General features: G+C 49.4%; 11 protein-coding genes. 10 read left to right on the top strand and 1 reads right to left on the bottom strand.

All coding sequences use genetic code 11. The features are described 5' to 3' along the window. From ACEW8P_RS18415 to ACEW8P_RS18370, 10 genes are all read left to right on the top strand, one after another. Positions 1-681, top strand: a 681-nt coding sequence (locus tag ACEW8P_RS18415; protein WP_373514543.1) for a GMC oxidoreductase, incomplete at its 5' end; no start/stop codon positions are given. A 51-nt stretch (positions 682-732) separates the two neighbouring features. Further along, complete coding sequence (locus ACEW8P_RS18410; RefSeq protein WP_373514542.1) at positions 733-3,372, top strand: glucosidase; 2,640 nt, start codon at positions 733-735, stop codon at positions 3,370-3,372. Positions 3,373-3,418: 46 nt separating this feature from the next. Further along, the gene (locus ACEW8P_RS18405; protein ID WP_373514541.1) at positions 3,419-5,374 is read left to right on the top strand and encodes an amylo-alpha-1,6-glucosidase; all 1,956 of its coding nucleotides are present in this window, start codon (positions 3,419-3,421) and stop codon (positions 5,372-5,374) included. A 41-nt stretch (positions 5,375-5,415) separates the two neighbouring features. Further along, positions 5,416-6,162 (top strand): NAD(P)H-hydrate epimerase, encoded by a 747-nt coding sequence (locus ACEW8P_RS18400; RefSeq protein WP_373514540.1) that lies wholly within the window; start codon positions 5,416-5,418, stop codon positions 6,160-6,162. A 44-nt stretch (positions 6,163-6,206) separates the two neighbouring features. Next, positions 6,207-6,953 (top strand): haloacid dehalogenase type II, encoded by a 747-nt coding sequence (locus tag ACEW8P_RS18395; protein WP_373514539.1) that lies wholly within the window; start codon positions 6,207-6,209, stop codon positions 6,951-6,953. Positions 6,954-7,028: 75 nt separating this feature from the next. Next, complete coding sequence (locus ACEW8P_RS18390) at positions 7,029-8,465, top strand: NAD(P)/FAD-dependent oxidoreductase (protein WP_373514538.1); 1,437 nt, start codon at positions 7,029-7,031, stop codon at positions 8,463-8,465. A 180-nt stretch (positions 8,466-8,645) separates the two neighbouring features. After that, on the top strand, positions 8,646-8,981 hold the full coding sequence (locus ACEW8P_RS18385; protein ID WP_373514537.1) for a hypothetical protein: 336 nt from the start codon (positions 8,646-8,648) through the stop codon (positions 8,979-8,981). A gap of 343 nt (positions 8,982-9,324) precedes the next feature. After that, positions 9,325-9,759: a DUF6789 family protein gene (locus ACEW8P_RS18380; protein WP_373514536.1), complete on the top strand. Its 435-nt coding sequence runs from the start codon at positions 9,325-9,327 to the stop codon at positions 9,757-9,759. A gap of 40 nt (positions 9,760-9,799) precedes the next feature. Continuing rightward, positions 9,800-11,167 (top strand): metallophosphoesterase, encoded by a 1,368-nt coding sequence (locus ACEW8P_RS18375; protein ID WP_373514535.1) that lies wholly within the window; start codon positions 9,800-9,802, stop codon positions 11,165-11,167. Beyond that, entirely contained in the window at positions 11,157-12,869 is a 1,713-nt protein-coding gene (locus ACEW8P_RS18370) for a GMC oxidoreductase (RefSeq protein ID WP_373514534.1), read from the top strand. The genes ACEW8P_RS18375 and ACEW8P_RS18370 overlap by 11 nt, the downstream gene beginning before the upstream one ends. 16 nt (positions 12,870-12,885) lie before the next feature. Here the strand turns inward: ACEW8P_RS18370 and ACEW8P_RS18365 are convergent, their stop codons facing one another. Further along, complete coding sequence (locus ACEW8P_RS18365; protein WP_373514533.1) at positions 12,886-14,631, bottom strand: thiamine pyrophosphate-dependent enzyme; 1,746 nt, start codon at positions 14,629-14,631, stop codon at positions 12,886-12,888. Positions 14,632-15,032: the final 401 nt, after the last annotated feature.

Raw genomic sequence — 15,032 nt, 5'->3', positions numbered from 1 at the left:
TTGGCCAATGGCTCCGGTTTAATTGGACGACACTACATGGCGCACAATAACTCGGCGATGCTCGCACTATCCAAAACGCCAAATACGGCCAAATTCGGTAAGACCTTTGCCATCAACGATTTTTATTTGAAGGGCGACGACGATTTCGATTATCCCATGGGCCATATTCAAATGCTGGGAAAATCCGATTCGACCATGGTGGAAGCCGATGCTCCCGCAATAGCCCCTGGTTTCACCCTCGAATTCGTGGCCGAGCACGCACTCGACTTTTGGATGACCTCGGAAGACCTTCCCGACCCGGAAAATAGAGTTATCCTGACCGAGGACGGCAACGTCCAACTTATTTACACCCCAAATAATACGGAAGGACATCAGAGGTTGCAAAAGAAGCTGAAATGGATCCTGGAAAACGTCGATTGCGAAACCCACATTTTGCCAAATCACCTATACTTTGGAAAGAAAATACCGTTGGCCGGCACCGCGCACCAATGTGGCACCCTCCGTTTTGGGACAGACCCAATTACTTCGGTCTTGGATACGTACTGTAAGGCCCACGAAGTGGATAACCTCTACGTAATCGACGGAAGCTTCTTTCCCTCAAGCTCGGCCATCAATCCAGGGCTGACGATCATGGCCCAAGCGCTGAGGGTCGGCGACCATTTGATTGACAAGGTGTTATAGAGGTCATGACCTGCTTTCCTGGATTTTCTACAAACGGTTAAAGACGACACCATGAAAAACAAGACACACGAAGCGCAAAGACTAGAAGAAAATTACAACGGTGGTAAAAATTGGTTAGAATGGGGACCCTACCTAAGCGAACGACAATGGGGGACGGTTAGAGAAGATTACAGTCCCAATGGCACCGCCTGGGACTATTTCCCCCATGATCATGCGCGAAGCCGGGTGTATCGTTGGGGTGAGGACGGCATCGCGGGAATCTCGGATAGTCATTGCGCCATTTGTTTTTCGGTCGCACTCTGGAACGGCAACGATCCCATTTTGAAAGAGCGGCTTTTTGGTATGGCCGGTGGCGAGGGCAACCACGGGGAGGATTGCAAGGAATTGTACTACTACCTTGACAATACGCCCACGCATTCCTACATGAAGCACTTGTACAAGTATCCCCAAAAAGCCTACCCCTACGATGATTTATTGCGCACAAATGCGAGTAGAGGCGTAGAAGATTTGGAATATGAAATTCTGGATACCGGCGTGTTTGACGAAGACCGGTATTTCGATGTGTACACAGAGTATGCGAAGGCTGATGAAGAAGATATCCTCATAAAAATGACGCTGCACAATCGCGGGCCTGAGGCCGCTGAGATCACCCTGATTCCTACCCTTTGGCTGCGCAATCTTTGGAGTTTTGGCCGCATGGAAGGAAAGCACAACATCAGCAAGAACGAGGACACAAAAAGTTACGGATCCGTGGTGGTGGAGCATCCTAAATTGGGAAAATACAACTTACGCTTCCAAAAACCCGACAAATGGTTGTTTACACAGAATTTGACCAATACTGAAAAGTTGTACGGTCAGCCCAATGAAACCCCTTATGTGAAGGACTTATTCCACGATGCGATCATCAACAATGACTTTTCGCTCACGGACGAGGTCAACGAGGGAACCAAGTTTGCACCCATGTATCGGGCGAACATTGAAAGTGGCAAATCAAAGGAGATACGGCTGAGGCTCTCTAAAAAAAGTCTGGGAAAAGATGCGTTGGAAAAAGGATTTGACGAGATATTCAAAGAGAGATTGCAGGAATCCGATGCGTTTTATAATCAGATAGCGCAGGAGGCACCGGACGACCTCGCAAGCATACAACGCCAGGCGCTGGCCGGCATGTTGTGGACAAAACAGTACTACAACATCGATATGTACAGCTGGATGAACGGTGACCCCGGCCAACCCGCTCCTCCGCCCGAAAGAAAGGACGGCCGCAATAGTGATTGGATGACCTTGAATAACGAGGACATCATCTCGATGCCGGACAAGTGGGAATACCCCTGGTATGCCGCCTGGGATTCCGCGTTCCATTGCGTTCCCATGGCCATGGTCGATGCCACTTTCGCCAAGAACCAGCTGATATTGCTGCTCAGGGAATGGTACATGTCTCCCAGTGGGCAAGTCCCCGCCTACGAATGGGCCTTCTCGGATGTCAACCCGCCGGTGCAGGCATGGGCAGCCTTTCGGGTCTACGAAATCGACAAGAAAAAGACGGGTAAGGGTGATATTGACTTTCTCAAGAGAGTCTTCACCAAGCTGTCATTGAATTTTACGTGGTGGGTCAATCGCAAAGACCGCAATGATAACAATGTTTTCGAGGGAGGATTTCTAGGCCTGGACAACATCGGCGTATTCGACCGCGGTAGTGATATTCCGGGTGGCGGACATTTGGAACAGGCCGACGGAACGGCCTGGATGGCTATGTTCTCTCTGAACATGCTGCAGATCGGTATGGAGATTGCGATGGTAGACTCGACCTACGAGGATATGTGTACCAAATTTTTTGAACACTTCGTCCACATATCGTCCTCGCTGAACAACATCGGTGAAAATTGGGAGGGAAGCTGGGACGAAGAAGAAGGCTTTTTCTATGACATACTCGCTTTGCCGAGCGAAGAGTATATCCCAATCAAGATCAGATCGCTGGTGGGTTTGATGACGATGAACGCGGTGCTGGTACTGGAAAAAGAGAAACTTAAAAAGCTGAAAGATTTTTATGATCGGTTGAAGTGGTTCAGAAACTACCGCATCGAAAACGACCTCTATGTCGTCATAGAGGACTTTAAGGAGGATGAGGATATTTTATTATCCATGGTGCCAAAGAAGCGTTTGAAAAAGCTGCTTGAAGCCCTGCTCGATGAAGACGAGTTTTTCAGCGACTATGGCATACGGGCACTTTCCAAAGTACACGAAAAGCCTTACACGATCAAAATCAAAGGGGAGTCTTTTAGCATCCAATACGCACCGGCTGAATCGCAAACCGGCTTGTTCGGGGGCAATTCCAACTGGCGCGGACCCATTTGGTTTCCCATGAATTTCTTGATCGTAGAAACGCTCAAAGAATACCATAAATATTACGGCGATGATTTTGGGGCGGAGTGTCCGACCGGGTCAGGTAGAGAGGTGGATCTGGGCACCATAGGCAACGATGTGCGTCACCGTCTGATCGCTATATTCTCCAAGGATAAAAACGGAGACAGGCCCGTCAATGGATTGCACAAAAAACGGTACCAGGACGAGTATTTCAAGGATTTGGTGCTATTCAATGAGTACTTTCATGGCGACAACGGCCGAGGAGTCGGGGCCAGTCATCAGACAGGATGGACGGGCTGCGTCGCATTCCTGATCCAAGAATTAGAGTGAGTACAACATCCTAAGCCACCTATTCACTTGAAATAACACTTTTCCAATGAAAATTGAAAACCAAGATTTAACGGCTTTACTCAACCTGGAATGGTTGGAAACCAACGGCATCGGAGGCTACGCTTCTTCTTCCGTGGTTTGCGCCAACACCCGAAAGTACCACGGTCTTTTGGTGGCTCCGAACAACCCTCCTGCGGACAAAAAGATTCTTGTTGCCAAGGTCGAGGAGAGAATTTTATTCAAGAATACCTATTCAGATTTGTCGGTCAATCAATACGTGGAAGCAGTGCATCCCACGGGCCAACAATTCCTGAAGGAATTCAACCGCTTACCAATGGCAACCTGGGAGTATGGTGGGAAGGGATGGAGTTTACGAAAAAAACTGTTTATGGTGCCGGACAATAATACTACGGTACTACTCTACGAAAATACATCGAAAAAGCCCTTTGAAATAGAGGTACATCCTCTGTTGGTATTCAAAAGTTTCCACGCGGCGTTTTCAAAGAATGACTTCGATTTTTATTACGAAAAAGAGATCAAACATATCAAAATATATGCTTACCCCGACAGTATGCCATTCTACGTTGACTGGTCCCAGGGAGAATTTATTGAGGACCGGGCGTGGTACGAAAACTTCAAACTTGAAAAGGAAGAATATCGGGGGCAAGAGTCCATTGAAGATTACTACCGGATAGGTTACCTGAAATCAGAACTTAAAAAGGGTCAGCATTTAAAACTGGTATTTACCACGGAAGAATCTTTTCTCGATAAGGCAGCGTCCGGCCTGGAAAAGAAAAAATTGAAGCACATAGAAAGCCTTCGAGACGAAAAGGTAAAGGGCTCGTTTTACAACGACTTACTAGTTTCGGGCAATCAGTTTCTAATCGATAGGAAATCCACAAATTCAAAATCTATTATTGCCGGATATCATTGGTTTATGGATTGGGGTCGCGACGCGATGATTTCCATGCGCGGTCTCACGATCGCCACCGGCGATAAAAACGCTTCCAAGTCCATACTTTCCACGTTTATAAAGTACCTGGATAAGGGAATGTTACCCAATCGCTTTCCCAACGAAGACGGTCAGGATGTGGAGTACAATACGATCGATGCCACGCTGTGGTTGTTTATCGCTATGTACGAATACAACAAGAAATTTGGGGATGCTGCTTATATCGCAGAAAATCTTAGCGCGCTGGAAGCTATTCTCTTGGCCCACATACAAGGAACCCGCTATGATATTCACGTTACTCCCGAAGGTTTTTTATGGGGTGGTGAGGAAGGTTGGCAACTGACCTGGATGGACGCAAAGGTAGACGGATACGTCGTTACCCCAAGAATAGGCTGCCCGGTGGAAATCAATGCGCTATGGTACAATGCACTTTGTATCTACGAGGAATTTTGTGAAAGTAGCTATTTCGGAGCACACAAGGAAATAGGGGAAATTAGAAAGAGATTTAAGTCAAATTTTGAGGACTATTTCCTGAACGACGAGGGGTATCTGAACGACGTAGTTGTTCCAACCCAAAATCCTGACAAAAGCTTCCGCCCCAATCAAATATACGCGATCAGTCTCCCATTTCCTCTGTTGAATAAAAAGAAGGAGAAGGCTATCTTAGCGCAGGTAAGCGACAAGTTACTGACCAATTACGGTCTTCGTTCTTTGGAGATGGCCGATCCGGAATTCAAAGGTACCTACGCGGGCAATCAGTGGGATAGAGATACGGCCTATCATCAGGGAACGGTTTGGCCGTTTTTGCTGATGGATTATTGGCAGGCTTACCTTAATGTCAACGGCTCGAATAAAGAAACCAGGAAAGCGGTCGTCAAAGCGCTTGAACCTTTGAAAAACCACTTCTATAACGCCGACTGCATCATGGGAATTTCAGAAATTTTTGACGGTAAATCGCCTTATTCGGGTCGAGGCTGTGTACAGCAGGCATGGTCCGTCGCCGCATTGATCAAGTTGTATAGTGAACACAAACTATATGAGCTAGAATAAGCAAAGGCCAGAAAAAAGATTTCACAGACAACGCATAGTATATGGGTAACACTATCAAGGAAATCCATACGGATTACGATAAGATAGACACCGATCAAATGATCGAAGTCGACCGTTTGATGATGGAAGAATACCACATCGATCTTGTACAGATGATGGAAAACGCCGGGCGTTGTTTGGCCATTCTCCTCAAAGAACGGTTTTTTGATGGTGATGTCGAGGGCAAACGAATCGTGGTCATGGCAGGGTCCGGGGGTAATGGTGGCGGTGCCCTGGTTGCCGCCAGAAGGCTGCACAATTGGGGTGCTAAGGTTCAGGTATTTACTACTTCGGCAGCCGATGATTTCACACCGGTGCCAAAACATCAATGCTCAATTTTAGAGCGGATGGGCGTTTCGATTGCCCTGGCCGATAAAATCAATGAAGTTGGTGAGATCGATGCCATTCTCGACGGGATTATTGGATACAGTCTGCATGGAGATCCACGTGGATCGGCGGCCTCGATGATCCAATGGGCGAACGCCCGGGATGTACCTGTCGTTGCGCTCGATACGCCATCAGGATTAGATTTAACCAGTGGAAAATTATATGATCCCATCGTCAAGGCAACTGCGACCCTAACGTTGGCGATGCCAAAAATTGGCCTGTTTTCAGAAGAGGCCCGGGCCATAATCGGGGAGCTTTATTTGGGTGATATCAGCGTTCCCAATGAACTTTATCAAGAGAAAACCCTCGGTCTAAAGCCTTCTAATATTTTCAGATATTCGGATATTGTGCGCTTATATTAAAATAACTCCGCACCGATCCATCTATAAAAACAACACTAGTATCAATGAAAACGCAAACGACTAAATCAGCACCATCAGTACGACCAACCGTATTGTTTTTTGATGTGAACGAATCGCTATTGGATCTTGAAAACTTGAAAAAGAGCGTAGCAATGGCGCTGGGGGATCGGGAAGACTTGGTACCATTATGGTTTACCACGATGCTACAATATTCGCTGGTATCCACAACCAGTCGCCAATATGGAGACTTTGGGATAATTGGTGCCGCGACCCTGAGAATGGTTGCGGCCAATCACGACGTACAATTAACGGAAAGCGAGGCCAAAGAGGCATTAAAACCAATGCGTTCGCTGCCTCCGCACCCCGAAGTGAAGGAAGCGTTGCAAAAACTCAGAAATGCCGGTTACAAACTGGTTTCTCTGACCAATTCCTCTAATCAGGGCGTGCAGGCGCAATTCAAAAATGCAGGACTGACCGATTATTTCGATGAAATGTTGAGCATAGAGGATGTTGGAAAATACAAACCGGATAGGGATGTTTACGATTGGGCCGCCAGGAAAATGGGAGCGCAACCCAATGAGTGCATGATGGTTGCGGCCCACGGATGGGATATCGCCGGAGCGATTTGGGCGGGTTGGCGAGGGGCGTTTATAGCCCGGCCGGGACAACAGCTGTATCCCCTGGCCCCGCTTCCAGAAATCAATGAGCCCGATCTCCTCAAAATTGCTGAAAAACTTATCGACCTAAAAAGTAGCGGGGCGAAGGGGGATATACCCAACGGCATAAATTGATCAAGTAGCTTACCCAACGTAATCTGATTTTAGCAAGGAAACAACGGCTCTCTCACCAATTTAACCCTATTCTGAGTGAAAAATAAATACGATTTGATTGTGATCGGGGCCGGAAGTGGCGGGCTCGGCATGTCTCTGGCGGCTCACACCATCGGTATCAAGGTACTGTTGATTGAGGAGAACGCCAGCAATGTCGGCGGCGACTGTCTTAATTTTGGCTGTATTCCCAGCAAGGCGCTTATTCACGTAGCCAGGCAGTTTGCTTACGGAAGGCAGGCCGAAGTATTCGGAGCAAAAATGGAAGGAAAAGCCGACCTCGAAAAAGTAATGGAGTACGTGCACGGACAGCAGGCGGTGATCCGTGCCCATGAAAACGCCGACTACCTGCGCAAAAAAGGGCTGGAGGTCGTGATTGGCCGCGCTCGTTTTATCGATGAGGAGACGATTGCCGTGAACGAGACGGATTACACGGCCAGACGCATTGTTTTGGCTACGGGTTCCAAACCGCGCCAACTCGATGTAAAAGGGAGCGGTGATGCCAATCTCTACACCAATGAAACGCTCTTCTTTGACCTGAAAAAGCTACCCGATAGTCTCCTGGTTATTGGCGGAGGGCCCATCGGCTGTGAGATGGCGCAGGCGTTTCGGCGACTGGGTTCCGAGGTGACTATCGTAGACCGGGGCGATCGGCTGTCCTCGAAGGAATTGCCGGAGTTTTCCGAAATTCTGGAGAAGCAGTTTGAAAAAGAGGGAATCAAAATTCTTCATAAGGCAGAGGTGGTATCTTTTTCTGGAGCCAACGAAGCCGAAGTGCTCATCGAAAAGAAATCGAAGAAGAAAATATCGTTTGATGCCGCCCTGGTGGCTATCGGCCGGGTTGTGACGATCGAAGGACTGGGGTTGGATAAGGCGGCAATCGAGGTTGAAAAAGGTAAAATCGTCATCGACGAGTATCTTCAAACTACTAATTCGCGCGTGTACACAGCAGGCGATTCGACGGGTCTTTACTACTTCTCGCACGGGGCCGAAAAGCACGTACGGCAATTGATGCGAAATTTCTTCGTGCCTTTTTTCAAGAAGAAACACACCTTTGAAACCCTTTCCTGGGTGACTTTCACGGAACCCGAGATAGCGACCTTCGGGCGTTCGGAAAAAGACCTGAAAAAAGACTCTGTTGACTTCGAGCCAATCACCCAAAGCTTTGAAGACGACGACCGCGCCATTACCGACGACTACCGCTACGGGAAACTGGTGCTGTATGTGAGTAAGAAGAAGTGGTTCCTGGGCAAGAGTACTATTCTGGGCGGCAGCATGATTGCCCCGCATGCGGGCGAGCTGGTGCAGGAATTGTTTACCGCGCAGCTGGCGAAACTGAATACCAACGTCCTTTTCAACAAGGTGTACGCCTATCCTGTGGCTTCCCGAATCAATCAAAAAGCCACCAACTCGATCAGAACGGGAGATTTGACACCTTTTTTAAAAAACGTTCTGGGGTTTTTGTATCGGTTGTAAGAGGTCAACACCTACCCCACATAGACCGGGACGCGACCTGTGCGGGCGTCGCAGGGAGAATTGTAGCTTTGTACTACGTGAAACTTATAAAAATAATCAAGTGATATCGCTCCATAAAAAAGAATCCTTAACGACAGCGACAGACACGTTGCTTCCAATGACCTATAAAATTCTGGGCGGATGAACTGGTGGACACTCGTTAAAGACTATTACTTGCAACTAGGTCGCACCTACCAGGTAAATCCCGCTCTTTTTGTAGGCATTCATATTGTGGCGACTCCACTATTTCTTATGGCTATTGGCTGGATCTATAAGCGCAAAAAACAGGGCAGATCACTGCTGATTCCGGTTATAACTGCACTCGTTATCTTCAATGCCGCAAATCTGTACTTGGTTATTTGGGGAACGAATATTCCGGCATTTATTTATTTTCTGATAAGTTTATCAACAGCAATAAGTGGCTACTTAACTTACAGAAAAGTTAAAGCCAAAATCGATGACATCCATCCACCGTAACAAAAACTTTTTCAACAAGGTGTACACCTATCCTATGGCTTCCCGAATCAATCAAAAAGCCACCAACTCGATCAGAACAGGAGATTTGACCTCATTTTTAAAGAATATTTTGGGGTTTTTGTATCGGTTGTGAAAGGATGACGATATAATTCCTCCCAAGAGTGAGTGTAATCCTCAGTTAACGATCACTAGTCAAGTACTATAGACAAGCACCCTCCACACTTACCCCACATAGACCAGGAAGCAGCCTGGGCGGGTGCCGTAGCGGAAAACCTTGCTTCAAGTAGTTCAAACCCATATTTGCCTTCATTCTTATAAATTCACCAACTTTAACCTCTTGCTCATGAATAACTCGTTTTTGAAAAGTGTAATCGCCGGAATCGTGGCCACCATAGCCATGACCGCTTTAATGATGGTCTCGGCCATGATGGGAATGCCCAAAATGGAGCCGCCCAAAATGCTGGCCGAGACGATGGATGCTCCCATCGCGGTGGGCTGGGTGATGCACTTTATGATGGGCATCATATTTGCGTTGCTCTACGTTTACGTCATCCGTGGCTGGTTGACAAAAATCTCCTCGCCAGCGGTCAAAGGAATCGTGTTTGGTATTATTGCCTTTATCATTGCCCAGATAGGCATGGCGGCAATGGGAGCCATGTTCCCCTCTATGCCCACGCCGGAGGGCAGCAAAGTATTGTTAGCGATTGGAAGCTTGATGGGACACGTTGTGTTCGGGGTAGTTGTGGCGCTTATGGCTAAGGATACAACATCCTATTAACCGCCCCGAACAGCAATCAGACGGCACTGAACGATACGGTATGCCTAAAAAACACGAACTGAAATATCTGGTGCTCTCCGACTTGCATCTGGGGGAGACTGACAGCCTTTTTACGTCGAGGGAAGGCGGTCAATCCGATCTGGTGACCTGCTTTAGTAAATGTCTCGCGGATTTGATAAAAGATTTCGATCAGGAGGATTTCCCCATGATGGTGCTGAACGGGGACATTCTTGGTCTTTCTTTCAGCTCTTACGGGGAGAGTTTAGCGGTTTTTGAACAATTCGTGGCGGCATTTACGCATCATCACAAAGTGTGCGATCAGGTGGCCTACCTGCCCGGCAACCACGACCAGCACATTTGGCAGTTGGCCCAGGAGGAAAAATTTCAGGAAGCGCTTGAAAAACGTACGAAAAATGAAGCGTTTCCTGCCCTCCGGCATACCACCCCATCGGGCTACGCGGAGGGGTTTTCCAGTCGTTTTTTCCAGGCTTTTGCCCCGGAAGGCATGAAGTTGAATTTGAAAATCAACTACCCCAATTTGCTGCTTCCCCCGACGCGCGACGGCGGATCCGGGATTTTAATTCATCACGGTCATTTTGCGGAGCCTGCGTATCGTTTCTTCTCCATCGCCATGCAGGCGCTGTACCCCGAATTGAAGCCACCAAGCGACCTGGAAGCGCTCTCCGAGCAAAATGGCAGTATGATCGATTTCGTGTACAGCGAATTGGGCAGAAGCGGTGAAGCGGGCGAGTACTTTTGCACCTTGATGGCAACGCTCAGCAGCGAGGAGCTATTGGAAAAACACATCGATGAATTAGCCAAAAACCTGGCCGCCTCCGTCGATTTTCCCTACATCCCGATCGAAGTGTTGGAAGAACAATTAGCCAAAACACTGATTCAAAATATCGCCGAAACGGTGCGCACCGAACGCTCCAACGAAGAAGAGGTTTGTTCGGACAAAACGATGGAAGGAGTAATGGATTATCTGCAAAACTATGGCTTGGAAGTTCTTGAAAAACAAGGCTGCCCGACGAACAAGCTCACCTTCATTTGGGGGCACACCCACAAGCCCTTCGAGAAAGCAACGTCACACGCTCAGATAGATAACCTGCGTATATTCAATACCGGCGGGTGGGTGATTCCCCGAAAGCCCGTCGAAACCATCGGGGCATCCGTACTACTCATCGACCAGCACAATGAGGTGCAGGCACTGCGGATTTTTAACGATGGTGAGGACGGCGGCACCATGCATTTCAAAGTGATTCCCATTGACGACACGCCAAGTACTTTCGCCGATTCCATTACGGAATACCTTTACCCGGACGGCGAGACGCTCAATCCGGTTTGGTCGTCTTTTAAAAATAAATTACAACAAGAAATCAAAGACCGCAGAAAGGATGAAGCTTGACACGGAGGTACTTATCATTGGTTCGGGCTTTGGGGCTTCGGTCGCCGCACTTCGTTTTGCCGAAGCGGGCAAAAAAGTAGTGGTGCTTGAAAGGGGCGGCTGGATCAGCCGGGAAAACTTCGAGGCGGATGCGAACCTGTTCTGGCAACCGGACAAGGGGCGCTACGGCATGAATGATTTCAGGAAACGCGGCGAACACATCATCCCGTGGCTGGGGGCGGGCGTAGGCGGCGGCTCGCACGTGTACGCCGGTACGTTGAAACGCCGGGCTTTTTTCGATGATTTTCCCAGCGGCATCACGGTCGAAGAAATGCGGCCCTACTACGAACGGGGCGAGCAGATGATGGGCGCCATGAAGTATCCCGACTACGCGCCCTATAATCAACTGCCTTCCTACAAACTTTTCCGAAAAGCCGAGCGAAAACTCGCCGCCAAGTACCCCGACCTTGTAGAAAAACAAGGCGACATTCTGTTGGGGATTTCCTACGCGCCGGAGGGAGGCACGCCCGGAGAAACTTTCACGAACGCCCACGGTGCCACCCAGCGTTACTCCGACCCCAGCGAACAGAAAATTCTGGGCGGGGAGATCGACGTAAAAAACACGCTCGATAAAAACTACCTCTTTCTCGCGCAACGGCTGGGCGTAGAGATCAGGCCGTTTACGGAAGTGACCAAAATCGAACCCCTGCCGGACGGCGGTTACCGGGTACATTGGCGAAATCCGCGCGAAGACAGCGATCAAACCGGCAGCATCACCACCAAAATTTTAGTTTCCGGCGCGGGTACCGTCGGAAGTACGCAGTTGTTGATGCAAAATAAGGAGGTACACAAAACGCTGCCCAAGTTATCGCCGCGTTTGGGAAAGGGGTACCATACCAACGGGGATTATGTAACATTCATGGTACCCAAGAAAGGACTGGCGCTTTCGTGGGCGGGGGTAATCACTGCGGTGGCGGGAGGCTTTTTGAAAAACGAAAAGGTAATCGCGGCGGGCGTACTTACCTACCTCGTTGGCTGGCTACGGGCCAAAAAGAATATCGCGCCCGATAAGGGCACGACCAACAGCGACTACATCCGCTTTCGTCACCGGGACGGCAGTCCGCAGGGTGCCTACATCGAGGGCGGCCGCTACCCCACCCCCATCAAGGCAATAAGTGCCATTGTGTACAGTCTGATTGGTGATTTCGAGCCCAAGGACTACGGGCAGATTGATCGCGTGGTAAATTGGCTGGGACATTACGTTCCGGTCTTTGAATTAGTGGAGCGTTCCTGGCCCGTGCCGATCCTGATGATGGGCCGGGACGATGCGGTCGGCGAATTCAAGCTAGGTGCTTCCGGTGAGGTGGAAATCGACTACCCCTTCGACAAAAATGCCGACTACATTGCCTACCTCAACGATTTGGGCGCTTTGTTCGCCAGGCAAGTGTACAACTACTACATCCCTAATCTGGTCGCCGAGAAGCTCAAACTGGTGGAAATCCCTCACAACATTGGCGGGGTATCGATGGGGGAAGATAGCTCGACGGGCGTGGTGGACACCTACGGCAGGGTGTTTGGCTACGATAATTTCCTGGTACTGGACGGCTCGATTTTGCCCAATTCCCTCGGACCGAACCCCGCTTGTACCATCTTGGCTTTTGCCGAAAGGTCGATGCAGAAAGTAAGGCAGCAAATGGAGCAGGAGGGCGTGATTCGGGCCTAATCACGCCCTCCCCTGCTCAATCGAAGTAAGATTTAAGTTCTTTTTTCAGATTGTCCCATTGCTGTCCGTCACCGGAAATGATTTGGGCGACCTCCTTTAATTTAGAAGTACCAAAGCCCCAGGCTTCTTCCACGCCGATGTGGGGTGGCAGGGATAGTTCGCCGCTGCTCACCACAGCGTCGATGATGAACGGTTTGGTGCTGTTCTTAGCCATAATGATGGCTTGCTCGATGTCTTTGGCGTGTTCCACCCGGATGCCTTCCCCGCCGCACAACCGGGCGTAATCGGCGAAATTGACGTTTTCCTGGTGCAACGCGTCCAGAGCGGGAGCCAGGCCCACTTCCTCCATTTCGAGTTTAACGAAACTCAATTGTGAATTGTTCAACACCAGTACTTTGATGGGCAACTTATATCGGACGGCAGTAATGAAATCCTGCATGGCCATGTTGAAAGCCCCATCGCCCGAGATAGCCCACACTTCTCGGTCTGGATGGGCAAACTGCGCGCCCATCGCCGAAGGTAAGCCGACGGCCATCGAGCCGTGGTTGAACGAGCCGATCACCCGCCGGTCGGAGTGAAAAGAAATGTGGTGTGCTGCCCAAATCGCCGAAGTCCCCGTCTCGACCGTAAATATGGCGTCGTCGGAAGCGTGCTGGTTGATAAATTGGGCAAAAATCTGCGGATGCAGCGGCTCGATATCCCGACTGGGCGATGCTTCCTCCCGCTTGTTCTGTTTCCATTTTTTGAAGCTATCGGTTAGCCTTTGCAGGAAAGCGTCATCTGTTTTTTGCGCTATTTTCGGTAAAAGCTTGGCTACGAAGGCCCCAATGTCGCTGTGTACGCCGATGTCTACGCCGGTGCGGTTACCGATGTTTTCTTCCCGGATATCCACCTGAATCGTTTTGGTGTCATGGGGTAGAAAATCGATGTACGGAAAGTCGGTAGCCAGCATCAGCAGCAGGTCGCACTTCATCACGGCGTTATAGCCCGAAGGATTACCAATCAGCCCCGTCAGCCCGACGACATTTTCGGCGTCGTGGTCGAAGATATCCGACGCCTTCAACGTATGGGTGATGGGAGCGTTGAGTTTTTTGGAAAGTGCCAACACGGCTTCCCTGGCTTCCCGGCAACCATGACCGGCCAGAATTCCAATGTTTTTGGCCTCATTGATGGCCTCCGCCGCTGCCGCAATCGATGCGTCGCCCGGCACGAGCGTGGCGTCCGAGTGGAATATCGGGTGCAGATACTGCTCATTTTCCGCCGTCATTTCGGCAATATTAGCGGCGAGCTCCACGCGACAGACGGTACGCCGGGACACCGCAATCTGAATGGCCCGCTGAATCACCATCGGCGCTTCGGCGGGCGTGCGGATGATCGCCTGGTAATCACAAATATCGTCGAAGACTTTTTTCAAATCCACTTCCTGAAAGTAATTTGTTCCCTGCTTATTCTGGGGAACCTGCCCCGTGATGGCCATCACGGGGGTGCGCTCTTTCTTGGCGTTGTACAATCCATTGACCAAATGCAGTGCCCCCGGCCCGACTGTACCTGCGCAAACGGCGAGTCGGCCCGTGGTTTCACTCTCGCCAAAAGCAGCAAAGGAGGCATTACCCTCATGTTTGAAGCCGATCCAATCGACATCGTCGCGCTCTTCGATAGCTTTTACCAGAAAATTCAGCGCGTCGCCCGTGACCCCATATATTTTTGAGACGCCTTCGTTTACGAGAATTTCCAGTAGTTGTTCCGATACATTTTTGGCCATGGCAATCTTGATTTATAGGGTTTTGTGAGTTAAATTGAGGAATTATAGCATTGGAACGATTGCTCCACCTGCCATTGAGGTTGGATGATTTTTACGAGCGAACTTTCCAAACCGTTACGTGATTTAATCCGTGTAGGGTTAGAGTATCTCTTTATTCATCGTTCTGATAATAATCGCAAAGTATCTATTACCGATTAGTCTATTTACATTTTTTTTCAATCAATACACTGTTTCTTTCATACCGTATGCTACTAAAATGTGTTGACAGGTTGGCGTGGGGGCTGAGTATTGGTGGATTCTTAGACATTTCGGCTCCGGCTGCCCGGCTTCAATGTCCGAAAAACCCGTTCAGGCAGTGCGTTCTCGGCGGTCTGGTGTCCCGGTCGAATTGCCTGAATCCG

The sequence above is a fragment of the Persicitalea sp. genome, from assembly GCF_041751555.1.
In the GTDB taxonomy this organism is placed as follows: domain Bacteria; phylum Bacteroidota; class Bacteroidia; order Cytophagales; family Spirosomataceae; genus Persicitalea.
The sequence above is the reverse complement of the archived record's forward strand: the minus strand, read 5'-3'. Positions and strand labels throughout refer to the sequence as shown.